The 25803-nt window shown below is 56.4% G+C and carries 18 protein-coding genes; 10 read left to right on the top strand and 8 right to left on the bottom strand.

The features are described from left to right. Positions 1 to 47: 47 nt before the first annotated feature. Positions 48 to 965 carry a LysR family transcriptional regulator gene (locus tag FXO11_RS15530; protein WP_148863834.1) on the top strand — a complete coding sequence of 306 codons (918 nt, stop codon included), beginning with the start codon at positions 48 to 50 and terminating at the stop codon, positions 963 to 965. A 212-nt stretch (positions 966 to 1177) separates the two neighbouring features. Here the strand turns inward: FXO11_RS15530 and FXO11_RS15525 are convergent, their stop codons facing one another. From FXO11_RS15525 to FXO11_RS15515, 3 genes are all read right to left on the bottom strand, one after another. Further along, a complete protein-coding gene (locus tag FXO11_RS15525; RefSeq protein WP_148863833.1) occupies positions 1178 to 2884 on the bottom strand; it encodes an asparagine synthetase B family protein in 1707 nt (568 codons plus the stop codon). Between the two features lie 328 nt (positions 2885 to 3212). After that, positions 3213 to 3638 carry a DUF2267 domain-containing protein gene (locus FXO11_RS15520; protein ID WP_148863832.1) on the bottom strand — a complete coding sequence of 142 codons (426 nt, stop codon included), beginning with the start codon at positions 3636 to 3638 and terminating at the stop codon, positions 3213 to 3215. A 563-nt stretch (positions 3639 to 4201) separates the two neighbouring features. Next, positions 4202 to 4654 (bottom strand): Lrp/AsnC family transcriptional regulator, encoded by a 453-nt coding sequence (locus FXO11_RS15515; RefSeq protein ID WP_148863831.1) that lies wholly within the window; start codon positions 4652 to 4654, stop codon positions 4202 to 4204. Between the two features lie 416 nt (positions 4655 to 5070). On the opposite strand from FXO11_RS15515, the gene putA reads away from it, so the two are divergent. Beyond that, positions 5071 to 8700, top strand: a complete 3630-nt coding sequence (gene putA / locus FXO11_RS15510; RefSeq protein WP_148863830.1) for a bifunctional proline dehydrogenase/L-glutamate gamma-semialdehyde dehydrogenase PutA — start codon at positions 5071 to 5073, stop codon at positions 8698 to 8700. Positions 8701 to 9051: 351 nt separating this feature from the next. Further along, positions 9052 to 9840, top strand: a complete 789-nt coding sequence (locus tag FXO11_RS15505; protein WP_148863829.1) for a substrate-binding periplasmic protein — start codon at positions 9052 to 9054, stop codon at positions 9838 to 9840. Here FXO11_RS15505 and FXO11_RS15500 read toward each other — a convergent pair. Next, positions 9833 to 10555, bottom strand: a complete 723-nt coding sequence (locus FXO11_RS15500; protein WP_148863828.1) for a lytic transglycosylase domain-containing protein — start codon at positions 10553 to 10555, stop codon at positions 9833 to 9835. The two genes, FXO11_RS15505 and FXO11_RS15500, sit on opposite strands and share 8 nt — an antisense overlap. 213 nt (positions 10556 to 10768) lie before the next feature. Next, entirely contained in the window at positions 10769 to 12562 is a 1794-nt protein-coding gene (locus FXO11_RS15495; protein ID WP_148863827.1) for a sensor domain-containing phosphodiesterase, read from the bottom strand. 480 nt (positions 12563 to 13042) lie between these two features. Here FXO11_RS15495 and FXO11_RS15490 point away from each other — a divergent pair, with 480 nt between their 5' ends. The 4 genes from FXO11_RS15490 to FXO11_RS15475 all read left to right on the top strand — a co-directional run bounded on the left by FXO11_RS15490 (position 13043) and on the right by FXO11_RS15475 (position 18437). After that, positions 13043 to 13222 (top strand): hypothetical protein, encoded by a 180-nt coding sequence (locus tag FXO11_RS15490; protein WP_148863826.1) that lies wholly within the window; start codon positions 13043 to 13045, stop codon positions 13220 to 13222. Positions 13223 to 13443: 221 nt separating this feature from the next. Beyond that, positions 13444 to 14172, top strand: a complete 729-nt coding sequence (locus FXO11_RS15485) for a Crp/Fnr family transcriptional regulator (protein ID WP_148863825.1) — start codon at positions 13444 to 13446, stop codon at positions 14170 to 14172. A gap of 378 nt (positions 14173 to 14550) precedes the next feature. Further along, the gene (locus FXO11_RS15480) at positions 14551 to 15207 is read left to right on the top strand and encodes a biliverdin-producing heme oxygenase (protein WP_148863824.1); all 657 of its coding nucleotides are present in this window, start codon (positions 14551 to 14553) and stop codon (positions 15205 to 15207) included. A gap of 2 nt (positions 15208 to 15209) precedes the next feature. Then, a complete protein-coding gene (locus tag FXO11_RS15475) occupies positions 15210 to 18437 on the top strand; it encodes a bifunctional diguanylate cyclase/phosphodiesterase (RefSeq protein WP_148863823.1) in 3228 nt (1075 codons plus the stop codon). A gap of 94 nt (positions 18438 to 18531) precedes the next feature. On the opposite strand, the gene FXO11_RS15470 is transcribed toward FXO11_RS15475, so the two are convergent. Together FXO11_RS15470 and FXO11_RS15465 are read right to left on the bottom strand one after the other, a co-directional pair. Then, a complete protein-coding gene (locus tag FXO11_RS15470; RefSeq protein ID WP_148863822.1) occupies positions 18532 to 19074 on the bottom strand; it encodes a PRC-barrel domain-containing protein in 543 nt (180 codons plus the stop codon). A 306-nt stretch (positions 19075 to 19380) separates the two neighbouring features. After that, positions 19381 to 21174, bottom strand: coding sequence for an ABCB family ABC transporter ATP-binding protein/permease (locus tag FXO11_RS15465; protein WP_148863821.1), 1794 nt, complete (start codon positions 21172 to 21174; stop codon positions 19381 to 19383). A 497-nt stretch (positions 21175 to 21671) separates the two neighbouring features. Here FXO11_RS15465 and FXO11_RS15460 point away from each other — a divergent pair, with 497 nt between their 5' ends. Further along, on the top strand, positions 21672 to 23012 hold the full coding sequence (locus FXO11_RS15460) for a hypothetical protein (RefSeq protein ID WP_148863820.1): 1341 nt from the start codon (positions 21672 to 21674) through the stop codon (positions 23010 to 23012). Positions 23013 to 23046: 34 nt separating this feature from the next. Here FXO11_RS15460 and FXO11_RS15455 read toward each other — a convergent pair whose 3' ends face one another. Next, positions 23047 to 24261: an endo alpha-1,4 polygalactosaminidase gene (locus tag FXO11_RS15455; RefSeq protein WP_148863819.1), complete on the bottom strand. Its 1215-nt coding sequence runs from the start codon at positions 24259 to 24261 to the stop codon at positions 23047 to 23049. Between the two features lie 335 nt (positions 24262 to 24596). Here FXO11_RS15455 and FXO11_RS15450 point away from each other — a divergent pair, with 335 nt between their 5' ends. Next, positions 24597 to 24989: an encapsulin-associated ferritin-like protein gene (locus FXO11_RS15450; RefSeq protein ID WP_148863818.1), complete on the top strand. Its 393-nt coding sequence runs from the start codon at positions 24597 to 24599 to the stop codon at positions 24987 to 24989. Between the two features lie 6 nt (positions 24990 to 24995). After that, complete coding sequence (locus FXO11_RS15445) at positions 24996 to 25802, top strand: family 1 encapsulin nanocompartment shell protein (protein ID WP_148863817.1); 807 nt, start codon at positions 24996 to 24998, stop codon at positions 25800 to 25802. Position 25803 lies beyond the last annotated feature (1 nt).

Genomic DNA, 25803 nt, shown 5'->3' with positions numbered 1-25803 from the left:
CAGACAGAATTGGATTAGGCCGAATCGCAGCAAAGGAGTTATGCGCAGTGAGTGCGAATCAACTGATGTCGATCATGCAAGACGTGGTGGTCTTCGTGACCGTGGTGGAAACCGGCTCGTTTACTTCTGCCGCCCATAAGCTGGGCTCGACGCCCTCCGCGGTCAGTCGCCAGGTCTCACGCCTGGAAGATGCGCTTGAGCTGCGGCTGTTGGAGCGATCGACCCGCAGCCTGCGCCTGAATGCGACGGGGGAGAAAGTGTTTGCCCACTGCAAGTCAGTGCTGGACTCTGCCCACGACGTGCTCGATATCGCCGAACAGGCCCGGGGCGAACCCAGTGGGCGACTCTCGATCGGTGTGCCAAAAGCCTACGGCGCGCAGGTGTTGAGGCGTGTGGTGCCGCCTTTTTTGAAGGCCCACCCGACGGTGGAGGTCCAATTGGTGGTTACCGACAGGACGCTGGATCCGCATTACGACGATATCGACGCTGTCGTCACCATTACCGATCAACCGATAGAGGGATTGGTGGCGGCCCGGTTGGGTGTGGTGCGCTCGCTGCTGTGCGCGTCGCCACAGTACATTGCCGAATACGGCAAACCGGAACATCCTAAGGACCTTGAGCGTTTGGAGTGCCTATCGCTCGGCGAGAACGTCACCGATCACATCTGGACGCTGAAAAAGGGCGATGAAACCGTTACGGTTGAAACCTCCGGACGCTATATCGTCAATCACACCGAGATTAGGATGGATGCCGTGCGTCAGGGGTTCGGTATCGGGCTCTTTCCCGATTTTACCGTTAATGCCCAACTCAAGCAGGGCACCGTGGTAACGGTACTGGACGATTGGTCGATGGTCGGCAAGTACCAAGGCAGCGTAAACCTGCAATACCCCCGGTCGCGCCACATCTCTCCTAAATTGCGCGCCTTTGTAGACTTCGCGACCCGGCAGCTAGGCCATCAGTCGTAAGCTCGCCGTGTCATCCGCGGGGTGGAGCTAGTGGAGCTAACCGACTATTTTCCAGAGCAAATAGGTTGGGCCCGGATCTCGGGCTCTCACTTCAAACGATCCAATGTCGGGTAGTGCAGATTGTGGTTTGTCCGGCGTGCCGTACACGCCGGGGATCAACTCTTGGGAAGCTCAGTGAGTTTCCGTGCGGATAAGGTAACGGACTGCATTAATCACCCTTTGAAATTCTGGTAAAGACGCTGCTCATGCAGCCACCGCCAGGCCCGCCAATGGAATAGGAGTCTCACTGCCGCAGGTGATACGACATCGCCGGTTTGCAGTTTCTTCAGGAAGTCCTGATTAAGTGCAGGGTCTGGTGTGTCATACAGCTGTGGAACGTCCAGGAACGAGGAGTTCCGGAAACGGTATTTATGGGGATCGATTCCCAAGTAGCGCATTAGCCGGGGACGCTCACTCAGTCGTCCGTGGAGTTTATTGAGCAATCTGAACGCTTCGAAGCTTGGGCTGAAGTGTTTTGGTGGAACAAGCTTGTTTTGTTTTACCAAGGGCACCGTATAAGCTTCAGGATAATAGTGTTCGTACAGTTTTCGGTAGAAATCATTGTCCCGTTTGGCCTGCTCAGGGACGGATCGGGCGAGATTTACGAAGTCTCTCGTCGTTCCCGGCGTTACCGTTTTAGCGCGGGTCCTGAATGCTTTGAAGGGGTTGATAAGGGTCCTGGTCCTATTCCGGTGATCGAAATGGAAATCGCTTATTCCGTCCTCGTCATTGGCATATTCGGACGTGACCGACTCCCATTGCGCCTGAAATGCATCCTCGAACTGCCGGGCTATTTCAGGCTTAAAAAGCTGCCTTGCTGCTTTCCAGGTTTTGCCATCGAATGGGGTGCCGAGGCGCTTCAAGTAGTCTTGAAACGCCAGTTCGATTCGATCTGCCGGCGACGCGTCCGTAATGGCGTTTTTCAGCAAAGTGCCTGGGATAAAACCGTCCCAGACGACGCCGCCGCGTGGGACAAACTGCAGCACTTGTGAGATAAACAGATACAGGCTAGGCGTCTCGGCGTCTGAAGCGAAGAGATAGTGCAGAAATTCCTCGCTGGAGAAAAAGTCCCGATCAGCCGTGCGGTACTCACAGGAAAAACCCAGCTTTTTTGCCATGGCCCTACCGAAACGTGTTTCGGCGTCGAGATTCTCGTCATAGTGCGAGACCAATACACCTCGAAAAGAGAGATTTTGGCGCGTCAACATGCAAGCGATAAGGCGTGAGTCGAATCCGCCACTCATTAAAACGAAGTGGTCGTCGTCCTTATGCGCAGCGATGATTTGGTCGGTGCTTGAACGTAGCGACTCGTGGACCTGATCGACAGTCGGGACAGTGGAATGGGGTTCGGGCCGCCAATATTGAGTGACTTCCATTTCTCTCGTTGCCAGGTCAATGACCATGAGACTCGCCGGTGCGACCCGTTCGACACCGGCCGTAAGGGTGGCGTTGCCGAGTGTTTGACCGAGGGTAATAAAAGTGCCCCAGCCAGCGGCATCGAAGTCCCCTTCAAAGGCACGGGTTGCGGTGCTGAAATAGATGCGCCCTTGGTCCCGTTTGACGTATAGCGGATAAAACCCCATGAAATCGCTGATGATAACGAGCTTGTTAGCTTCCCTATCCCAGTAGAGCATACTGAAGACGCCATCATGGGCGGGGAGTTGCTCTTTTGCTTCCCTCCAGTTTTTCGGCACTTGGGAAACTGACGGGAGTGGCGTGCCAACAATGACCAAAACGTTGTCGCTCTCCTCGACAACCCGACCATTGGTGGCGATGGAGGCGTACGGGCCATCCAACGTATAGGTCGATTCGTCGCCGAGCCGCTGAAATAATAGCTCAGCGTCTTTCCCGCCAATATCCGCGGTAAACAGGTTTTCCATAACGGGACTGTTCCCTGAAAGTGTTAAACGTGAGGAAAAGCTTCGGTGTTTATTGGGGCAGCCAACATCGACAGTTGTGCCTACATCAATTGTCCTAAATAGTGAAAGTCGTGACTACACCATGAAAAATAGTAGAGCTAACGGGCTCTCGTTGGGAAATGAAAGTTTGGATGGAAATAGGCTCGGTTACAAAGCATTAACCGTTTGTTGCGTACGTGGTTTTGGTAGGGCGCCAAAATATAGGGCTTGCCGAGTATGAGAATGAAGAAGCCCCGTTCTCATACGAACGGGGCTTCTTCAAAACAATTGATGGACTTTAATGCGCGGTTCACGAAGGCCAGAGATCCCACATCTCCTTTGGATGCATCTCCTTGACCTTTTCGACCTCCCCTGCATCTATGTGGCGTTCGATGACTTTGAGGACTGCCCGGAGCGTTTCTTCCGGGTCGGCGGCTCCATCGTTGCTGATCTTGGCGTTGATCGCTTCGAGGTATTCACCCCGGTCTCGCCATTTCTGCGGTGATTCGGATGGCCGCCAATCCTCGTAGAACAATCCCCGGGCAAGAATAGGCAGCTGAGCAGCGAAATGCGCTGCTTCATCGATGGTCACCCGGTCCCTAATCGTTTGCAGTACGGCCCGCAGCCGACGCCAGGCATCGTCTTCATCTATGCCGCCCAGTTCTTGGGACGTTTCCTTGAGCCAGACATTCATCATTTTCACATTGCGCTCAACAGTATCGATGCTCGCTTGCATGACTGCCTCCTTGTGCGCTGATCGTTGAATGGTTTATCTGAACTGCCGTTACGTCTTTCATGATGGTGGCAGAATAGTTTTCAACCGTTCTTTAACCTGCGTTAACGGATGCCGTACTTTCGTGTTTTATGGATGTAACACGTCAGGGTCGGTCAAAATTCGCGGGCGAATAGCTATTTTTCTTAAAGCACTAGTGGATACCCGAAACACTGGCCGATATTCGCTTCCTACTTATTGTGCGCCATCCCCCGGAGCCCTAAAGTGGCGCGCTTCGACCATGTTGTACGTTGTTGATTGGAGTTGTTGTATGGCGGGTGAGCGTAATGAAAATGGGGGCGCTAAGGTAGATCTCGGTGAAGTACTGGCTGCGTTGATTCCTATCGCCTTTGCGGTGGGAGGCATCTTAGTGGCCGCGGGTTCGCTTTGAACTCAGTTTTTCAAGGCGTCGGGGGCTTGGTCCCCCGGCTCCGGCTTCGCCAGGCGTTGACATGTTTGCCCCTCCCAATGACTCGACGGCCTTAAATCCTTTCGAATCCTAGCCCGCACAGTTGTGCTAACGGACACTAGAGTCCGCCATCCTTGACGTTTTCCATCACCACGAATGTACTCGTTTGTAGCACGTGGGGCAGGGCAGAAATCTGCTCGCCGAGCACTTGACGGTACTCCGCCATATTTCGGGTCCGTACTTTCAGCAGGTAATCGAAGTTTCCCGCGATCATATGGCACTGTTCCACCGCTGATATTTGCCGAATAGCGTCATTGAACGCCGCTAGCGCCTTGCTGCTGGTGTCACTTAAGGTGACCTGGGCAAAGGCGATATGGTTAAGGCCGAGCTTGGTCTGATTGATCAGAGCGGTGTATCCAGTGATATAGCCCTGCTCTTCAAGCCGGCGCATGCGCACTTGGCAGGGCGTTTTCGAAAGGCCGATTCGTGAAGCGAGTTTGGTAACGGTTAGCCGGGCGTCCTTCTGTAGCTCACGCATGATAGCGTGATCTATGCGGTCCAATTCGACCATAAGTTAAGCTCTCTAGTAGTCGTAATCTTTAGGGAGGTGGGGGAATGTAAATAAAACGACTTCGATTAGTAAGTTATGGGGACGACATGACTTTAAAAGGTAGCCGACGCCAACGACAGTTTCGGTCTTTTCCTTGCATTCGGCGTTGCCACGTAGGAGATTGAATAGACCGTCGGCCATGGAGTACATGGCGCGGCAAACGACGCATTGAAGGCGCTTAGGACGCTTGCCCATGAAACGGTGTGCTGGAGTATTCGAAGTCTGAATAGCTGTTTTTTGGCCGAAGGCTAGGAATTTACAGAATTTTTACGGCCAAAAAAAGTCAAAATGTTGGGCGCTGGCGGCTTTAATAGGAAAAACGTCTTTGTCTGTCTCGGTAGAATGCGAGGAAGACAAACAACGACGAGGTTATAGATATGAAACCGCAGCAATCAGTAGCCCCCGCACTTATCGAACGCCGGCAATCAATCCGCGATTACTACCTGGCCGACGAGCTGAAAGTGATTCGTGAACTGATTGCTGAGGCGCAGCTTTCCGAGACCGAGCGCGATGCCATCTCCAAACGCGCTGCCGCTTTAGTGCGGGATGTCCGCAAGAACGCCAAGCCCTCTATCATGGAAAAGTTCCTGTCGGAATATGGCTTGACGACCAAGGAAGGTGTCGCCTTGATGTGTTTGGCCGAGGCGCTTCTGCGCGTGCCGGACAACATGACAATTCACGCACTGATTGAAGACAAGATCACCTCCGGCAACTGGGGCGCCCACATGGGTAAGGCCTCGTCTTCGCTGATTAACTCCACGACGTTGGCGTTGCTGATGACCAGCAATCTGCTTAAAGAGTCCGAGCGCCAGACCGTTGGTGAGACTCTGCGGCACATGCTCAAGCGTATGGGTGAGCCCGTGGTACGCACCGTCGCGGGTCAGGCGATGAAGGAAATGGGCCGCCAGTTCGTATTGGGCCGCGACATCGAAGAGGCGCAGGAGCGGGGCAAGAGCAATGAGGCCCGCGGTTACACCTATTCGTACGATATGCTGGGCGAGGCGGCGCGGACGGATGCCGATGCCCTGCGCTATTACCAGTCCTATGCCGACGCTATCGATAGCATTGCCAAGAACTGCAAAGGCGATGTACGCACCAATCCCGGTATTTCAGTCAAGCTTTCCGCGTTACTGGCCCGTTACGAGTATGGGCAAAAGGAACGGGTAATGAACGAACTGATGCCCCGCGCCCTCAAGCTGGCCAAGAAGGCGGCGGCAGCGAATATGGGATTCAACATCGACGCCGAAGAGGCGGATCGCCTGGATCTGTCCCTCGATGTCATCGAAGCTATCCTGTCCGACCCGGAGCTGGCGAACTGGGAGGGCTTTGGCGTTGTCGTGCAGGCCTTCGGCAAGCGGGCAACGCACGTGTTGGACTGGCTCTACGCCCTGACCGAGCGACTCGATCGGCGTATCATGGTGCGGCTGGTAAAAGGTGCTTATTGGGATACCGAGATCAAGCGCGCCCAAGTGATGGGCCTGAGCGACTTTCCGGTGTTCACCCGCAAGGCCTGCAGTGACGTGTCTTATCTGGCGTGCACCAAACAACTTCTGGGCATGACCGACCGCATTTACCCGCAATTCGCCACTCACAACGCGCACTCGGTTTCGGCCGTGTTGGAATTGGCCAAGAACGTGAGTCGGGAGCGCTTCGAGTTCCAGCGGCTTCATGGCATGGGCGAATCCCTGCACGATCAGGTGATCCATGACAGCGGCGTTCCTTGCCGGATTTATGCGCCAGTGGGTGCTCACCAGGACCTGTTAGCCTATCTCGTGCGCCGTCTGCTGGAAAACGGGGCGAACAGCTCCTTCGTCAATCAGATCGTCGATACCCGTATTACTCCCGAAGAGATCGCAAAGGATCCCATCGCCATTGTCGAGGCGCTAGGTGACACCATCGCCAGCAAAGCCATCGTGCGTCCGGCGGATATTTTTGGTGCGGGGCGCCGCAACTCCAAGGGCTGGGACATCACCGATCCAGTCACCATTGAGCAAATTGAACAAGGCCGCGGCGCATTCAAGACACACCGCTGGAAGGGCGGGCCGGTCATGGCGGTTGATTCGGCGGGCACTGAAGTCCAGGTCGTGCGCAATCCAGCCGATCCGGAAGACACGGTAGGGCACGTGACTCAGACATCCGAAGCCGATATCGAGGCTGCGGTCGTCGCGGCTCAGGATGGCTTCAAAACCTGGTCACGCCTGCCAGCTGAAGAACGTGCGGCATGCGTGCGCAAGGTCGGCGACCTGTTCGAAGAGCACACCTACGAGCTGTTTGCCATCACCACCCGGGAGGCGGGGAAGTCACTGCTGGATGCCGTGGCTGAGATTCGTGAGGCCGTCGATTTTTCCCAGTTCTATGCCAACGAGGGGCTGCGTTATAAAGATGCCGGTGAAGCGAGCGGTGTGATGGTCTGTATCTCGCCCTGGAACTTCCCGCTGGCCATCTTCGCCGGCCAGATTCTGGCGAACCTGGCGGCTGGTAATGCGGTCATCGCCAAGCCGGCAGAACAGACCTCGCTGTTGGCCTACCGGGCCGTTCAATTGATGCACGAGGCCGGCATTCCCAAGGACGTTTTGCAGTTGCTGCCGGGCACCGGTGCGGCGGTCGGTGGGCCGTTAACCTCCGATTCGCGGATTGCCGGTGTCTGTTTTACTGGCTCTACGGCAACCGCCCATCGCATCAACCAGAACATGGCTGAGAATATGCATCCGGACGCGCCGTTGGTGGCGGAAACCGGCGGCCTGAATGCCATGATTGTCGATTCCACCGCGTTGCCGGAACAGGTGGTGCGCGACGTAATCGCCTCCTCTTTTCAGAGTGCCGGCCAGCGCTGTTCCGCGCTGCGCATGTTGTATGTCCAAAGCGATATTGCCGACCATCTATTGGAGATGCTCTACGGTGCAATGGAGGAACTCGGCATCGGCGATCCCTGGAGCCTGGCAACCGACGTCGGGCCGGTGATCGACGAGGCTGCCAAGAAGAAGATCGTCGATCACTGCAATGCGTTCGAGCAGAAAGGCCGGCTACTGAAGAAGCTGCCGGTACCGGAGAACGGACTGTTCGTGTCGCCGGTGGTCCTGAAAGTCAGCGGAATCGAAGAAATGGAAGAAGAAATCTTCGGGCCGGTACTGCACGTGGCGACCTTCGAAGCGAAGAATATCGATAAGGTCGTGGATGCGATTAACGCTAAAGGATACGGCCTGACATTCGGTATTCACAGCCGGGTCGATCGCCGCGTGGATCGTCTTGCCGGTCGTATCAAAGTGGGCAATACCTACGTCAATCGCAATCAGATCGGTGCCATCGTCGGCTCCCAGCCGTTCGGCGGCGAGGGTCTCTCCGGCACCGGCCCCAAAGCGGGTGGCCCGCACTACGTCCGCCGGTTCCTGAAGGGAGAGGTGATCGAGAAGCCGGCGGACGCCGACGCCAAGACGGTCGATACCAAGCGGCTGCAGAAACTTATCTGTGAACTAGACGGCTTGCATGCTGCCAGGCCTGCGGCCAGGGCTGAGCTGCTGCACCCGATTTTCGGTGAGGTTCCCGCGCCGTTAGACGGCCATTCGGAAGATCTGCCAGGGCCCACCGGCGAGCTGAACCGCCTTACCGATTACGCCCGCGGTGTCATCGTTTGTTTGGGGCCGGACACTGAATCGGCGTTGAAACAGGCTGGCGTGGCTCTGTCCCAAGGCAACAAAGTGGTGATGGTTGCGCCGGGTGTCGAAAAAACAGTGGCCGAGGCTGCCAAGGCGGGGTTGCCGGTCGCGGGTATCGATGGACTGATCGATCCCGAGGCGCTCGCCACCGTATCCGGCTTTGACGGTGTCGTCAGCGTTGCGGAGCGCGATCTACTGAAGCAGTACCGCCTTGCCCTTGCCAAACGCGAGGGGGCGTTGCTGCCGCTGATTACCGAACCGGCGCTCGACCAACGCTTCGTCATTGAGCGCCACCTGTGCGTCGATACGACGGCAGCGGGCGGCAACGCGAGCCTGATCGCGGCGTCCGAATAGCCTCCGGCGACGTTTCCCAACAGAGCGCCACCAAAAACCGCCCGGTCGTCAGCCGGGCGGTTTTTTTGGGGCCGTCTTTATTGAGCGAGCATCTTTGATCAACGCAAACGTTACTTGCCTGTCTCCGGCTCTTCTCGGCTTGCTTATTACTTCAGACCCTACCAATCTGTATCTAGTGTCCCTTAACACAAGTGCCCGTCTGGCACATTCGTTGGCCTAGCGAGCCCCGAGAACCGGGGGAGCGACGCGCAGTAGATCAACCCAGAAGCCAGGGCGGAGGTGGGCCATTGCATTGCTGTGCATGCGGTCTTTGCACTGTCGGATCGCGATACTGTTGCGTTGGGGAAAGCCTTGAAAGCTGTTGTTCTTTATCTTGCTCTGCTCGTTCTTGTCTGGTCCTCGGCCATCGCCGCGAAGGAAGCTGGCAAGTCGCTTTCGATCAGTGTGGGCGACTGGCCGCCCTATCTTGATCGCTCGGCGCCGGACCAAGGCTCTTTGGCCCGCCTGATCCGCGATATTTTTGCCGCAGAAGGCTTTTCCGTCGAGTTTCATTTCCTGCCGTGGAACCGTGCTTATCGTGAAGCGGCTCGGGGCCGGCATGACGCGACAGCCGTCTGGATGTTTGCCCCGGAGCGCACCGAAGATTTTCTTTACAGCGATGCGGTGTTGAGTGAAACGTTTGTCCTGTTCTACCGCAAGGGTAACCCCATCGACTGGCTCGATATCCAGGACTTGGCGAAGCTCCGGCTCGGCGGCACGCTGGGTTATAGTTACGGCTCCGAGTTTGATCAAGCCGTCGCTGACAACGTGCTGAACATCGATTGGGTTTCATACTCCAAGCTGAATTTTAACCGGCTGATTTACGACCGCATCGATGCCTTTCCGGAAGAAATCAATGTGGGCTATCACCTAATGGAGCAGGCATTGCCGGCCAAGCAGGCGAAACGGATTACCCATCACCCCAGACCCATTCTCGAAAACCAGAGTTTTGTGCTGTTTCCATCTCGCCTCTCGCAAAGCAAAGCGCTGATTGAGCGGTTCAATGAGCGGTTGAGTCAGTTCCGGGAAAGTGGGCGCTACGATGCCTATTTTGAGGTTCCAGGGGCCTCGTTTGAGATTGACGAAGGCGCGGCTAATTAGCGGCAGCGAAATCGTCCGAATTGACGGCGTAGCGGTTGCGTAGAATGCCTACCCGTTCCACATAGGCTTTGGTTTCAGCGTAGGGTGGGATGCCGCCATAGCGACTTACCGCTCCTGGCCCGGCGTTATAGGCGGCGGTGGCGAGGCCAATGTCGCCATTGAACTGCCTCAGCATTTTCGCCAGGTAGTTCACGCCACCCTGGATATTCTGGGCGGCCACCATGGCATTCTTGACACCCAGTTCCTGCGCGGTTGCGGGCATTAGCTGCATCAGACCCTGGGCGCCTTTCGGGGATAGGGCTTGGGCATTGAAGGCCGACTCGGCATGGATAACCGCCCGCACTAGCGCTGAGTCAACCCCGTACCGCTCCGCGGCGCTCGCTATTTCCTGACGGTAGGGCTTGAGAAATAGGGGTGTGTTATACCAGTCGACTTTCGAATTCGGGTCACAGGCGTAACAGTGGAAGTGGATCACATCGACATTGATGTTTTCCGGACGAATTTCGCTGAACGCCACCACGCCGTTTTTATCCCGGTAGCGGTAGACGGTCTCATTCTTGGTGGAGGCCCGCTTCTGGCTTCCACTCTTTACGTTGGTGTACTCGACCGTCCCGTCGGCATGCATGATGCGCTTGACGCTGTCGGCCCATAGCGGCGCCGATATCAGCAGAAGGCAGGTCAGCGATGATGTCAGGCGTATTCTTTTGTTTCTCATTGCTCTTTTTATGGCAGCGCTATTTAGTTTAAGGAACCTCTCAGGAGTTATTCAGAGGCTCCTTCGCAATTCCATCATAAGCTTTTGTCCGCTTGAGAGAATCAGCGGGTTTGTAGGAATCGTGTTACCAGGACTCTCTAGAAAGGCTCGGACGAAGGCCGGACGGTACTTGAATTTAGGTGGACGGTACGGTGAGTTTAGGGGGAGGGAGCGTCATGGAGAAGACCGCGACGCGAATCGGTTCGGTTCCTTATCAAAGGTCTGTAGCCACGCTTCAAAGCCATCGGGGCTGAGCGGCTTCGAAATCGCGAAGCTCTGCACCTCGTCACAGCCAAATTGCCCTAGAGTTTCTAGCATATCCGGAGGATCGTAGCCCTCGGCAACCGTTCTGAAACCCATGCCATGTGCAAGATCGATCATGGCCTTTAGCAGTGTTTTCTGGGAGGTGGGCCTGACCGTGGGCGTACTGGTCGTAAAGGTTCGGTCAATTTTGATGACGTGGGCCGGAATGTCCAGTAGGTACGCGAGGCTGCTATAGCCCGTGCCGAAATCGTCGATGGCCAGATGGATGCCCGCGTTGGCCAACGCATTGAGCTGACTGGCGACGGCCATTCGGTTACGGACCAGGGCGCTTTCGGTGAGTTCCAGTTCAAACGCCTGCGCCGGCAGCTGGAGGTGTTGCATCCGTTGCATCAGCAGATCGGTAAACCCCTCTTCCTCGAAATTCGATGCCATGACATTCGCTGACACTCGGAGGATTTTGCCTTGTTGGAACCACTGGGCCGCCTGTGCGGTCGCTGCGTGCAAGACCCACTGTGTCAGGTGCCGGGCCAGGGGCGTGTTTTCGATTAAAGGAATGAATTCGGTCGGAGAAACGTCACCCAGCGCGGGGTGTTTCCAACGCAACAACGCCTCGGCCCCGGTGCAGCGCCCGGTCTTGAGGTCGATCCTCGGCTGAAATACAAGCCATAGGCCATCGCCGGTAACCAGCGCTTCTCGCATATCTCGCAGTAGTGTGAAGCGTCTTTGATGATCGGCATCGATACGAGGGTCGTAGTGGGTCCAGTTTCTTTCGTTTTGACGCGCATCGTGACTGGCGCTGTGGGCGTGGCGAATGGCGTCGTTGGCGCTGGTACGCCCGAGATGGATTGGCGCCACACCCAATGCGGGGCGCACGATAATGTTCCGGGTGGAGCCGATGTTCATCCAGTCGAGCCTGTCATGTAGGCGGCTGACTTTTCGCTCGATCTCGCTTTCCACGCCAGGACGGCAAAGAACAATAAACTGGCCGGGCGCAATGCTGTATAGCGTGTCGTCGTCATGTAGATGGGCCAGTAACGCCCGGCTCGCCTCTCTGGAGAGCTCTTCAGTGTTGCCGCCGCCCATCACGCGGTTCAGTGTATTGAGCTCCCGGGCGTCGCCCAGCTCGACAAAAATGGCATGCCGTGTCTCCCCGCCGTAGTCGATGGCGAGATCGGCCAGGTCTTCGGTGAATTGAATCCGGTTGGGTAGCAAGGTGATTGGATCGACCCGGCCCAAGGCGTATTGCAGGTCGATCTGGGCCATCACCATATGACTGAGGTCGACCAGTCCCGCCAACTCCTCCTTCGATGCTGTTCGTGGCTCGGGTCCCAGCACGCAAAGGGTGCCGAGCGTATAGCCGTCGTAGGTCGTTAATGGGGCTCCGGCGTAAAAACGCATGCCGAGTTCGGCCTGGGGCGCATTTCGATAGTAGTCGTTGGCCTGAAAGTCCTCGATGACCAGCACCTCGGGACTGGCGGATATATCGCTGCAAGGTGATTTTCTTCGCGCGACTTCCGTGAATTCTGTGCCGACTCGGGATTTGAACCATTGACGATTCTCGTCCGTCAGCGAGATGGCGGACACTGGCAAATTAAACAGTTTGGCTGCGGTCCGGGTGATGCGATCAAAACTTTCGCTGGGCGGTGTGTCGAGGATCTTCAGTTGGCGCAGGGTGTACAGGCGCTCTTGTTCATAGTTGGACATGGAGATGCTACTCCCGCCATGTGGCTCAGGTTACACCGACCTGGTTGACAGGTTGCGCTACGCGGGCTGCGGGCGCCACGCTGTCGGATACCGGGGTCCGGAATTCTGGTGCTCAACGGCTTCGGACGCATTCCTGTAAAAAGAGCCTAGTTGAAAAACAGGGCGGCATAACTGCCCGAAAAGTACCCTGCATTTATTGGGGCATACCGCAGTTATGCCCCCTTATTTATAGTCTAGGCTCTTCTCACGGGATTGCTCGTAATTCCAGACAAATCTTCCCGAAGTGACGTTCCGCCTCCTCATAGCTGAGAGCCTCGGCCATCTCACCCAAACCAAAGGTTTGCTTCAGGATGACGGTGTCATTTGATGGCGTTAATGGAACGGTCGGCTTTACCTTGCTGGGGTGTCATACTGGAATACCATAAGGAGCTTTGTGTTGGGTCAGCCCCCGTCATCATTTTTAATACCGGAGCCGCTACCATGGGCACCCTGCTGGCGATACTGGGTATCCTCTTCGTTACCTTGATTGTTCTCGTGCCGTTCTTGGAGAAGTACGCCTCCAAAACCGAGCCCAAGGACTACAGTCATCTGGCGCGTTACATCTTCCCGCTGATTGCGTTGCTGATCGTTCTGCAAATTCTCAGCTACTACTTTTTCTAACGGGGTATTACTGCGGCATCATTCTTCGATGCCCAAAACCCGGTATTTGGCCCGCCGCCCGCTAGGTCATTCCTATAACGACCTGAAATTTCTATTGGACGTTCATTAAATAAATCTGACTAATCCGTCATGTATGGCTAAAGTATGTTAATGTGACGATTAATTGGCGGAGTTAAGATGGACGCCAATAAAATGACAAAAGTTATAGGCAAGGGCGAATAATGAAGACGATCAATGTAGCTTTGCAGCCTCATGAGGGCATGCTGGCTGAGCGATTCGTAGAGAAGAATGCGGACTTTTTACGCTGTTGTGGGAATGAGGTTCATCTCGAAAAAGGTGAGAACCTGATCCTCGAGTCCAGCAATGTTGATCATGTCTTCCTGATTGAGAAAGGGTTGGCCTGCGGCTACAAGCTCCTGGTTGACGGCTCCATGCAGACGCTTCATTTTTTCATGCCGGGAGACCTCTGCAATCTTTCCACGTTTATGCTGCCCAAGGCGCCCATGTCGGTCCGGGCCCTGGGACCTCTCGTCGCTTACAAAATACCGTTGGCCGACCTGCACGATGCGGCAGATACGCGGCGTTTGACCCGGCAGTTTGTACGCGAGCAGGAAGTGCTGAGAAAGCGCATGTCTCATCAGTGGCTGGTCAACTTGGTGAGCCTCCAGGCAGATCAACGGCTCGCCCACCTGTTATGCGAGCTTGTTTATCGCACTCATGGTGAGAAAGCGAAGAGTCTGGCATCATTTAGTGTATCGCTGACGCAGATCGAACTTTCCGAGGCTCTGGGCATCAGCATCGTCCACATGAATCGCGTCGCGCGCCAGCTCCGCAAAGACGGCATTCTCGATCTCAAGCATGGCAACCTGAAGGTGCCAGACTGGCAACGGTTGGAACAGTTTGCGTGCTTCGACCCGGAATATCTGGAAGTGAGCGTTGCTGAAGCGTGAACCGGCCCTTCGCTCACGCTGAAGCGAAGCGCCGAAAAAGGCGTGGCTGGGCAGGGCACGGTGTCCAGTTAGCGAATTTGGAATAAACCCGCACAAAATTGTGCGACTACTCAATGCTTGCCGGCCGCGGAACTGGCCGCCCCCTCAATGTGCGCTATTTTCGCGCGATCTAAACCTATGTTTATTCTATAACTCTATGCTTTCTCTAAACTAATGGGTTTTGGGTGACCGATCCGTGTGTAGAATAATTATCTCGTGCGGCGGGGTGTGCGCTTGACCGCTCAGCGGGGTATCTCCCTGCAAAGCTCACCTTCAACGGTCGAGTTCCCAGTCTCTTAAAACACGATGGGCTGCGGTTAAGCAACGGAATCGGTAGTTATGCAGACAATGGAAACACGCCCAGCGCCCCAGGCCACTCGTGCCAATCCGTTGTTGACCCAGCTTCGTAGCGCCACACTGAAGAGCCATCGGCAAATAGAGCGGAATCCCCGTTTGGCCAGGCTGTTCGAGCCCGGGTTATCACACTCGCGTTATCGCGACCTCCTAGCCCGGCTGCTTGGATTTTACGAGCCTGTGGAATTCATCTTGGCCGATTTGCCGTCCCGTATTGCCGTCGCTGACCGTTCCGTCGTTGAGCGAGCTACCGCTGAACGCTGGAAAACGCCTTGGTTGCGTCAGGACCTGAGCGTTCTTGGGCTGAGCGAACAGGCCATTGCCGAGCTTCCGCGCGCCTCAGTCGCAGAGACGCCGCAGATCGAAGATCTTCCCCAAGCCGTTGGCTGTCTTTATGTGCTGGAAGGCGCCACGATGGGCGGAACGCTAATTTCACGCCATCTCCATGCAACTCTTGGCGTTACGCCGGAGACGGGCGGTCGCTTTTACGACGGCTACGGCCCCGGCAATGGGCGCATGTGGGGCTGTTTTCGTCAGCAGCTGGCGAATCTGGAGATGGGGGCTCCCCAAACATTGAAGATGACTAGCTCGGCTATCGAAACGTTCAGTTGTCTCGATCATTGGCTCATAAGCAAGGAGTGAGCATGGAGACGTCCTCTCCCCAGGCTGTCGACCTGTCCAATTGCGATCGTGAGCCCATCCATATTCCCGGTGCCATCCAGTCCTTCGGCGCGCTGATCGTGGTGCGGCTTGCCGATTTTCAGGTTATGCAGGCCAGCGCCAACGTCGAAGCGTTGATGGGGCGCTCGATAGACCAAGTGCTTGAGTGTCAACTGCACGAGTTAATTGGCAAGACCAACTTCATGCAACTGGAACAGGAGCTTAACGCCAACGAGTTGCATGTCCTGACGCCGAGCACGGTTCATCTGTCCGAAAGTCGCACGCCCTGTAATGTGTTCTATGTCAGCCAGGGTGAGCTTTTGATTGCCGAGTTCGAACAGCGGCAAGAGAAAGCCTTGCAAAGCCGCGGCTTCTGGAGCGAGGGCGAAATGCCCTTTATGGACATCAATAACTGCAAGGATACCGGAGGACTTTGCCGGTTGCTGGTGCGCGAGGTTCGGCGACTGACCGGTTTCGACCGGGTGCTGGCCTACAAATTCGATGAAGACTGGCATGGCGAAGTGACCGCCGAGGTTAAAAGCGATCGCTATCCCGAGACCTACCTCGACCACCACTTCCCGGCTTCGGATATCCCCGCTCAAGCGCGTCGCATGTTTACGCTGACCCGTCTGCGGATGATTCCCGATGTCGGTTATCGGCCGGTCCCCCTGATTCCTACGAACAATCCGCTTACCGGCCGTCCGCTGGACATGACCTACACCATGCTGCGCAACGTGTCGCCCATTCACCTGGAATACCTGGAGAATATGGGTGTCGCGGCGTCGATGACGATTTCGTTGCTGGACAACGACAAACTTTGGGGCATGGTGACCTGCCACCACGCTTCACCGCGGAATGTGCCGCATTCGATTCGTTTGCGCTGCAAGGTATTGGGTGAACTGGCGTCCTACACTGTCTCCGCTCTGGAGAAACGCGCTGCCAGCGATGCCGAACAGAGCCGCAAGATTAGCGAAGGCCGAATCAAAGAACATCTGTCCAAATCGTCGGAGGTGGTTGAAGGTCTAGAAAACGCCAGCCCCGATCTGTTGCGCTATTTGCAGGCCGATACCGTCATCGTAAGGCTGGGCGGGCGACAAACGGTGCTCGGGCAGCCGCTGACAGAGGGTGCAGACGACGTGCTGTTTGACGTTATGACGAATCAGTCAGTGGAGAAGGATGTTGCACAAAGCCGCAACCTGTCAGCGCTGGACGCCCGGTTTGAGTCGCTGGCGGCCGAGGCCAGCGGGGCTTTGCTGGTGCGGTTGACACCGGGCGGCGACGCGCTGCTCGCGATACGTCGCGAACAAGTTGAGTCCCGCCTCTGGGCTGGCAACCCCAACAAGCCGGTGACGCAGGATCCCAATGCCCGCATCCATCCGCGTAAATCGTTCGATCACTGGCTGGAAAAAGTTCGCGGGCACTCCACGCGCTGGACGCGCCTCGATGCAAGCTCCGCATTGGACTTGAAGCGGTTGTTGCTCGAACGGGATGAGCAAATCAAACGCGCCCAGGCAGAAGCGGCTTTGCGCGAGAGCGAATTGCAGTTCCGGGCGACGTTCGAGCAGGCGGCTGTGGGTGTCGCCCACGTGGCACTTGAAGGCCAGTGGGTCCGGGTGAACCACAAGCTATGCGACATTCTCGGCTACAGCCGGGACGAGCTTCGTCGCATGACCTTTCAGGACATTACTTATCCGGAAGACCTGCCCGGCGATCTGGACCGTCTGAACAAGCTCGTGCGCGGCGAGATCGACACCTACAATATGGAGAAGCGTTATATACGTAAGGATGGCACGTGGGTGTGGGCCAACCTAACGGTCTCGCTGATCCGCGATCGTAATCGGAACCCCCGGCACTTCATTGCCATTGTCGAAGATATTGCCAAGCGTAAATCCGCAGAAGAGCGGAATCGCTACCTGGCCAATCACGACACGCTTACCGGGCTTCCTAACCGTGCCTTTTTCAGCGATCGCCTCCATGAGGCGATTGCCCATGCCAAGCGAGATGACGGCCAGTTTGCCTTGATGCTGCTGGATCTCGACCGCTTTAAGCTGGTTAACGATAGTCTGGGGCATCATGTGGGTGACTTGCTGCTTAAAGAAGTGGCTTCGCGCCTTCAAGCCGCCGTACGCGAAACCGATGTGGTGTCACGCCTGGGCGGCGATGAGTTCGCGGTGATCCAGAGCCATGTGACGTCAAGCCACTCTCCGGCTAAGCTCGCTGAGAAAATCGTCGAAGAGTTGCAGCGTCCGTACTGGCTAGATGGCACGGTGATCCATAGTGGCACCAGCATAGGTATCACCCTCTATCCAGGCGATGCCGATGATCCCGTTTCGCTGTTCAAACACGCCGATTTAGCGCTGTACCGCGCCAAGGATAGCGGTCGGCAAACCTTCGGCTTCTTTACCGAAGACCTTTACAACGAAGTGAAGGATCGAAAGACCCTTGAAGAAGGGCTGCGACAAGCCTTGCAACACGGCGCCCTGCAATTGAGCTACCAGCCAGTGTTTGACCTGACCAGCAATCGACCGGTCGGTGCGGAAGCACTTCTTCGGTTGGAAGACGCGGACATGCAGCTGATTCCCGCCTCCCGCTTTATGGCATTGGCGGAGGAAACCGGCTTGATCGTGCCCTTAGGCGAATGGGCCGTTGCGGCCGCCTTTCGGCAAGCCAAGGAATGGCAGACCCAAGGATTCGAGGGTTTTGTTTTGGGTGTCAATCTTTCACTCAAACAATTGAAGCAGCCTGGCTTCGTCGATTTTGTCAGCAAGGCGCTGCTGTCGACGGGGGTTGATCCGGCCGGTATCGAGATCGATGTCACCGAAGGTGAAATTATCCAGCATCAGGACGAGGTGCTGTCGGTATTGCATGAACTCAAGGGACTGGGACTACGCATCTGTGCCGACGATTTCGGCGCGGGGTTATCGGGTTTGGGACAACTCGCGAGATTGCCGGTAGATGCGATCAAGATTGACCAGAGTATCGTTCAGGGCCTCCCGCATAATCGCCACGATTCGGCTATTGCGGCGGCAATCGTCAACTTGGCGCTCGAACTTGATCTTCAGGTGATCGCAGAAGGCATCGAAACGTTCGAACAACTGGCCTTCCTGCAATCCAAGGGGTGTCATGGGGGGCAGGGCTTCCTATTCAGCTATGCTATCTCTGCCAGCAAAATGAAGGAATTGCTTAGCCGGCACGATTCGACTTCGGCCTGATTTAGCGCCAGCCAGATACGCGGTTTGGCCAACAAGGTTGCCAGTGGCAACCTTGTCTTGCTTGGCTTGTTCTACTTGAACGGCCGGGTGCCGGTTACATCTCGTCGGTTTCGCTTTCTACCTCATCGCCCAGGTTTTCCACGGCGTCTTTGGTATTTTGCCATGCACGGGAGGAGGCTTCCTTCGTGTTTTCCCAGGCACTGGCAGCACCTTCCTGGGTGTTTTCCCAAGCTTGGTTCATTGACTGCCGTGTCTGGTTCCACCAGCTTTCGCTGTACTCGTCCAGCCCTTTGATCTCCTCCGGGGAGGCGTCGATGTGTACTTCATAGTCGATCTCGTCCCAGCTTTGATTGCTATCGCCGGTTTTCACGGTGAAATCGCCTCGTTCCACAACGACTTCGCGGCCGCCCATGTCGAGCACGCCACCCGTTTCGATCACCAGCGAGTGCACCTCCATGCCGTTGCCCATCAGGATGTCTTCGACTTCGCCGATTTCTTTACCGGATTGGTCGTAAACGTCAGCATCCATCAGATCGTCTGCAGAATAGAGCCCTTCGGCGGCGTGAGCGGAAGCGCCCAGCGCCAGCCCGCTTGCCAGAAGCGACATTTTGAAGGTCTTTGAAAGTTGCATTGGCATCCTTAACTCCTTCTTTTCCTTGTCAATGGGGTCCTTGAGCGAACGCCGGTTGCTGTCGAGGGTGCCTGGTGCCCTACGTTCGCACGTCTTGCGTTTTGGCGTTCGTTCACCATTCAACTTAACAAAGTCGGGGCGCAGGGCGTCATTTCGATTCTGTAATCGATGAAGGCATGTTCGCGTGCTAAGCAAATAGCAGAATTACGACAACGGTGGCCAATAGCGCGGATAAGCCCTGCCAGAATGCGGCCGGGTTGCGTTCGAGCAGGGGAGGACGTGTCATGCTCAGAAAAGCGCCGGGTTGGCGACTCAGGCCGAACCCTGGTGCTGCTGCCACCAAAGTTCGGCATAGCGCCCACCGGCATCGAGTAGGGCTTGATGGTCGCCCTGTTCCGCGATCTGTCCATTGGCCATGACGAGGATGGTATCGGCGTCCCGGATGGTGGATAGGCGATGGGCGATCACCAGGGTGGTGCGGGAGCGGCTGACTTCGCTCAAAGCGCCCAGAATGGCCTGCTCCGATAGAGAATCCAGCGAGGAGGTCGCCTCGTCGAGGATCAGCAACGGCGGGTTTTTAAGGATCACCCGGGCGATGGCAACCCGCTGCTTTTCGCCACCCGAGAGCTTCAGGCCGCGTTCGCCGACCTTTGTGCCGTAGCCTTCCGGTAGCGCATCGATGAAGTGGTCCAGGTGCGCTAGTCTGGCGGCGCGATAGACCTCTTCTTCAGCCGCCTCGGGGTGACCATAGGCCAGGTTGCGGTAGAGGGTGTCGTTAAAGAGCACGGTGTCCTGAGGAACGACACCCATGGCTTGGCGCAGGCTGTCTTGAGCCACGGACCGAATGTCCTGGCCGTCCACGGTAATGCGGCCTTCGTTCACATCGAAGAAACGAAATAGCAGACGGGCCACGGTCGACTTGCCCGCGCCACTGGCACCGACAATGGCAACCTTATGGCCGGCAGGTACGGTAAAGCTGACGCCCTTCAGAATAGAACGGTTCGGCTGATAGGCGAAATGCACGTTTTCGAAGCGCACTTCGGCACCCTCGGTGTTCAGTTCTCCGGCATCTGAAGCGTCCACGATCCGAGGCGTCGACCCCAGAAGACCAAAAAGCCGTTCAACGTTGACTAATGCCTGGCGGATCTCACGATAGACGAAGCCGAGCGCATTGAGGGGAATGAAAAGCTGAATCAGGTAAGCGTTGATCATGGTGAAATCCCCCAGCGTGATGTCGCCATTGGCGACCTGGCTCACTGCCATGCCCATAATCGCGATCATGGCTACGCCGATAATCAGTGCCTGGCCGATGTTCAAGGTGGCCAGAGATAGGCGGGTTTTCAGGCGCGCTTTCTCCCACTCCGCCAAGTCGCGATCGTAAACCTCGGCCTCATGGGCCTCATTGTTGAAGTACTTGACGGTTTCGTAGTTGAGCAGGCTGTCCAGCGCACGGGCGTTGGACTGGTTATCCCGGGCGTTGGTTTCGCGTACGAAAGCGGTGCGCCACTCGGTGACTTTGACGGAATACAGCACGTAGACGGTAACGGCAAGGACGATGGCCAGCATGTAGCCAGGGTCGAATGCGGCCAGCAGGATGGCCGATACCATAATGATTTCCAGCACCGTGGGGATGATGTTGAACAGCATAAAGCGAATCAGGAAGCTGATACCGCTGGTGCCGCGCTCCATGTCCCGGGCCAGACCCCCGGTCTTGCGATCCAGGTGGAAGGCCAGTTCCCGTTCGTGCAGGTGGCGGAAAACCTGTAGCGATACCCGGCGCATGGCGCGTTCGGCTACGCGGGCGAAAATCGCGTCGCGTAGCTCATTGAACAGAGTGCTGCCGAATCGCAGCAAGCCGTAGCCCGCTACCAGCAGCAAGGGGATCCAGAGCAGCCTCTCGCCGTCTCGGCCCTGGTCGAGGTAATCGACGATGTATTTGAGAACAAGCGGCGTCGCTACGGTAGCCAGCTTGGCCAGCACCAGGCAGGCAGAAGCGGCAATGACGCGCCCGCGAAACTCGGTCAGATAGGGCCATAACGTCAGGAGAACCCGCCAGTCGGGCCGGGGATTGGTTTTATGGTTATCGTCGGCGTAGGCTGCTGGCACAGGCGTTTGGATTCTTCGATGTGTCGATAGCGAATTACCCGGAGGGGGCACGTGTGTTAAGGAACACCGGGTTACCCTAACGGGGTGCTAGGCGTTTGCGTATTGTATGGGCATAAAAAAACCGGATCGGCGTTAACCGATCCGGTTTTTTGGAATTTGGAAATCCCGAAGCTGCTTTTTTCCTTTTCCTTGCTCGACCCCGTTCCTTCGGGGGTGCCTTCTATGGCTCAATTCCCGTCCTTATCGTCCGTGAACTGTTACAAATAATAACAAAGGCCTTGGCGCCTGTCACCTCTCTTCCTAAAAAATTTTGTGCGGCTTTGCTTTCTTGACGGACCGGCCTTGGGTCTAATTATTTAAATAACTGAATTTAATGTATTTATTTTATTTGTCTGCTTGTGCGTGACGAGAGAAACGCATGACCTCGCATAATTGCGCATACCGGGTTATACGTAGCTTGCTTAGAATGGCCCCTCACTCTTTTTTTGGAAGCATTCATGTTTCAGGGGCGATTCATACAGTCCGGTCTGCGCAAGGTCCTGGCTAGCCGTTCTGCTCTTGCCTATCTGGCGTTGCTACTGGCGGTGTTTGCCTTCCTGCCGGGGGCCGCCTACGCCGGTTCGCTGCTGGTCGCGGTGATCGTTCTACTGGGGTGGCGCGAGATGCGTTATGTGCCGCGAGGGGTTTTTCTCGTGGCATGCTGCGGCCTGGTCTATGCGGTGTTGCGAGATGTCTCGCTGATTCCCGACGCGGCGGCAAACGTCACGCGGCTAGCCGGGTTGATACTTGCGGTGATGCTGCTGTCCATCGTGCTCGGGCGATCGCGAGACCTGCAGCGTATTTCCGTCAGCTTGTTTGGCGGCAAGCCGCTGACCCGGTACCTGAGTCTCGCGTTTGGTACTGCGCTGGTTTCGATCCCGTTGAATTTCGGCTCCGTTGCCGTGGTGGGCAGTCTCGTAGGCGAGCGGATCCGAGCGGGCGGCGATTCACCCGCAACCCGCAATGCCACCCGGGCGGTCCTTCGTGGATTTGGTACGGCGCCCTCGTTCTCGCCACTGTCGATTTCAGTGGTACTTACCCTAACCCTTCTGCCCGGGCTACCTAGCGGTCACCTGATTGCTGCGGCGCTGCCTTTTGCCGTGCTTATGGTCTTCCTCGGCGTGATATGGCGGGAACCGGAAGCCGCCGATCAGCCGGTCATCCGCGACGAACCCGCGAACATCGGTAGCTGGCTGCGTTTTGGCGGCCTGATTGTCGCGATCTGTACCGGCGTTTTTGTACTCAGTCACGCCTATGGCGTCAGCTATGCCCATGCGGTCACGCTGAGTTGTCTGGCGGTGGTGATCGGCGCGCGTTTGCTGGCTTGGAGTCGAGGCGAAAACCCTCCGATGGCCAGCATGGACCGGGTGAGTAACGAGCTGGCTATCGTCGGCGGATCGGCCTTTATCGGTGCGATCATCAGTGGCGTGGTGCTCGGTGAGATTCAGGGCAGTGTCAGTCCGCCAGATTGGGCGTGGCCGCTGTTGGCGGCTCTAGTCCCCTGGACGTTCTTCGTGGCGGGATTGTCTGGCATCAATCCGATCGTTATCGGCACCTTGATCGGCGGTATTCTCGGTTCCATCTGGCCGAGTGAGGCCTTGCTAGGCCTGGGCGTTGGGATGGTCACCGGCTGGGGGATTACCGCGTTCGGCACCCCGTTTGCCGCCAACGCACTGATCATGGAACGCTTAACCGGCTATCGCGCCCGGGATGCCTCATTGCGTTGGAGCTTGGCGCTGTCGTTTACCGGCCTGGCTGTGGCCAGCATGCTGGCGGCTAGCCTGACACTGTTGGGGTAAACGTTTGTTGCGAAGCCTGTACCGCCCCGGGACGCTAATCGATCCCGCAGTCCAATCGGAATCCGTCGTCCAGCGCCAGTGGCAAAATCAGCGTATGCATTCCGAACAGACGGGATGAGGCACACAGGGCATCGCGGGCGGCGGGATCGTTAACGTATTTCGATCCGTACTCCGCGTTAAATACGGGCTTGCCAGCGTCGATGAAAGGCTGAAGCAAGTGACATTCGTTGTACTTGTGGCACTGCTCGTTGATCGCCATGTCGAAATGGCTCACTAGGTCGGTCACTTGGGAAAGATCGTTCTTCAGGGCGATGGCTAGCTCCAGTCGGTGCGCCGTCTCTGCGAGAAAACGATTGTAATCAAGCTGATCGGCATAGGTTAGAGGCAGGCCGGTAGCGTTGGTGTAGCCATCGATGTTGTCCGGTTCGACGCCGTCACAGCCTTTCGCTTTGGCCAGAAGCATGCGGTCGGTCATGATGTCGCGAACATTCTGAGTGCGGATATCCAGCCAGTTTTCACCTTCCCACTCACCCATGGGATCGCCCAGGTCACCGGCTGCGAAATGGTCTGCGTCCGGGCGCCAGTCCTCGAAGCTGCCCGCAGAGAAGTAGCACACCACCTTTTGACCGGAGTGCTGCAAAGATTCGATCATTTCTACCGGAGTATCGAACAGGTCGATGTCGTAAACCTGCACGCTATAGCCGGTATTAATGGTGCCCTGGAGCTGCCACTGCCAAGACATCCCGCTCTGCGGCTGCCACCAGTCGCCAGTTACCGGCGGTTCGACCGGCTCAACTGCGGTGCTCTGGAAGCGTACCTCGGTCAGGCTGTTGAGCAGGTTATCGTTGTTTCCCCAGCCGATATAGCGTACGTAACGTGTTTGCGTGTCCGGTACGTCCACACGTTCGAAATTCCTTGTTTGGCCGCTGCTCGCCGTATCTTCTATTAGCGGTGTCCAGTTCTCACCGTCGCTGGAGGCCTGCAAATCGAAGTAGTACTCCCGGACATCACCGCGTTGGAAGGCGAGGTCCACAGCTTTGAGTACACGCGTTTCCCCCAGGTCAAAGCGAATCCATTCGCCGTCTCCCTTGCTGGTCCATCTGGACCAGCCCGCCAAACTGCCATCGAGTGTATTGGCAGGGACATAGCCGTTGTCACTGCTTGCGGTGGCAACGATGGCGCCGAATGCAGACGCACTGAAAGCAAGCAAACCAATGGAGTAGATGCAGAGGCGTGCGTAGCGGCGCATAGTAATACCTAGCCTGAAAGAGGGCGGATCCAGAGATGATAGTGATCGATGGTAACGGATTTTGACAGAATCTCACTACTGCCTAATTGAGCTATTTTTGTAATTACTCCGGTCTGGTCTGCCTGGTGAAGCACGCTTGCTTTATTACCTCAAAACAAGCGCAAACGGATGCAATCAGGAGAACGCGTAATGATCTGGAGCCTGGCCCAGCAAGAGCGCTCTGCCTGAAGTTTCGACCTTGTAATCATACTGATGTGCCATAAGGTAGGTAAAAGCGGCTAAGCTGTTTTGAGCTTTATAAAGGAACTTATCATCCATTCGTTTCGGAGAATGATATGGCCGGAGGAAGCGATAGTTACCACGAACCGATAGAGATGTTGTCGGAAAAGACCAAGGAAATGCATCGCGCCCTGGTTTCCGTGCAAGAGGAACTGGAGGCGGTCGACTGGTATCAGCAGCGCGCAGATGCCAGTAGCGATGAAGAACTCAAGGGACTGTTGCTCCACAACATGCGGGAGGAGATCGAACACGCCTGCATGGTGTTGGAGTGGCTGCGCCGCAACAGCCCGGACTTTGCCGAACAGATGAGGATCTACCTGTTCACCGATAAGCCGATCCTGGACGCTGAGGAAGAGGATGGCGACATCAGTGAAATCAGTGAAGCCGAAGGCAAAGTCGCCAGCCAGCCTTTGAACAAATTCACCATTGGTTCGTTGAAAGGGAAGTAACGCATCATGAACTATCTCAATCGTGAACATGCCTCCTTCTCCAGGGAGATTTGGGACCGGATCGACGAAGCTGCCGTCGGTGCAGCGCGCGAGGTACTGACCGGACGCCGGTTTCTTGAAGTGGATGGCCCCTACGGGGTCGGTTTGACGGCTATCGAAGTCGGCGAGGAAGGCTACTGCCGGCAACCCGCGCCGGACGAAGCCGGGGCCGTACTCAGCCGCGCCAGTGCGATTCCCATGTTACGCAAGAGCTTTGGCCTTAGCGTGCGCCGTATTGAGGGCTACGAGTCCATGGGGCAGCCCCTTGATCTGCGCTCGGTGGAAGACGCTGCCGAGGCCGTGGCGCGTCGTGAGGAAGAGTTTATTTATTACGGCCAGCCAGACTTTGGCCTGGATGGGCTGCTCACCGCCAAGGGCCGCAATGAGGTAAAATGCGCCGACTGGAGCAAGATCGAACAGGCCCTGGAGGATGTGTTGGGTGCGGTTACACACCTTGACGACAATGGCTTCCACGGTCCCTACGCGCTGGCCATTTCCCCTGCTTGGTATAACCTCCTGTTCCGCCGCTACGAAGGAACCGACATGCTGCAGCTCGAGCATCTCAAGCGGCTGTGCGAGTTGGGCGTGTTCAAGGCCGATATCGAGGGCGCCGTGCTGGTAGACGCGCGGGTCGGGCGGATCATTGTCGGCCAGGACCTGATCACCGGGTATTCCACCAATGACGGCATTCACCATCAGATGTTTGTTAGTGAAAGCTTGGCATTGCAGGTGGAAGAGCCTGGCGCGATTTGCACGCTGGCCAAGAAGGCTTAAG

Origin of the sequence: Marinobacter fonticola (assembly GCF_008122265.1) — a bacterium.
Lineage (GTDB): Bacteria > Pseudomonadota > Gammaproteobacteria > Pseudomonadales > Oleiphilaceae > Marinobacter_A > Marinobacter_A fonticola.
The sequence above is the reverse complement of the archived record's forward strand: the minus strand, read 5'-3'. Positions and strand labels throughout refer to the sequence as shown.

Bases quoted from the DNA above. Each gene is read 5' to 3' on its own strand.
- FXO11_RS15475 (WP_148863823.1), top strand. From the start codon at position 15,210: ATGGAGACGTCCTCTCCCCAGGCTGTCGACCTGTCCAATTGCGATCGT.
- FXO11_RS15480 (WP_148863824.1), top strand. From the start codon at position 14,551: ATGCAGACAATGGAAACACGCCCAGCGCCCCAGGCCACTCGTGCCAAT.
- FXO11_RS15520 (WP_148863832.1), bottom strand. From the start codon at position 3,638: ATGCAAGCGAGCATCGATACTGTTGAGCGCAATGTGAAAATGATGAAT.
- FXO11_RS15525 (WP_148863833.1), bottom strand. From the start codon at position 2,884: ATGGAAAACCTGTTTACCGCGGATATTGGCGGGAAAGACGCTGAGCTA.
- putA (WP_148863830.1), top strand. From the start codon at position 5,071: ATGAAACCGCAGCAATCAGTAGCCCCCGCACTTATCGAACGCCGGCAA.
- FXO11_RS15460 (WP_148863820.1), top strand. From the start codon at position 21,672: ATGTTTCAGGGGCGATTCATACAGTCCGGTCTGCGCAAGGTCCTGGCT.
- FXO11_RS15495 (WP_148863827.1), bottom strand. From the start codon at position 12,562: ATGTCCAACTATGAACAAGAGCGCCTGTACACCCTGCGCCAACTGAAG.
- FXO11_RS15455 (WP_148863819.1), bottom strand. From the start codon at position 24,261: ATGCGCCGCTACGCACGCCTCTGCATCTACTCCATTGGTTTGCTTGCT.
- FXO11_RS15485 (WP_148863825.1), top strand. From the start codon at position 13,444: ATGAAGACGATCAATGTAGCTTTGCAGCCTCATGAGGGCATGCTGGCT.
- FXO11_RS15445 (WP_148863817.1), top strand. From the start codon at position 24,996: ATGAACTATCTCAATCGTGAACATGCCTCCTTCTCCAGGGAGATTTGG.
- FXO11_RS15515 (WP_148863831.1), bottom strand. From the start codon at position 4,654: ATGGTCGAATTGGACCGCATAGATCACGCTATCATGCGTGAGCTACAG.
- FXO11_RS15470 (WP_148863822.1), bottom strand. From the start codon at position 19,074: ATGCCAATGCAACTTTCAAAGACCTTCAAAATGTCGCTTCTGGCAAGC.
- FXO11_RS15450 (WP_148863818.1), top strand. From the start codon at position 24,597: ATGGCCGGAGGAAGCGATAGTTACCACGAACCGATAGAGATGTTGTCG.
- FXO11_RS15500 (WP_148863828.1), bottom strand. From the start codon at position 10,555: ATGAGAAACAAAAGAATACGCCTGACATCATCGCTGACCTGCCTTCTG.
- FXO11_RS15490 (WP_148863826.1), top strand. From the start codon at position 13,043: ATGGGCACCCTGCTGGCGATACTGGGTATCCTCTTCGTTACCTTGATT.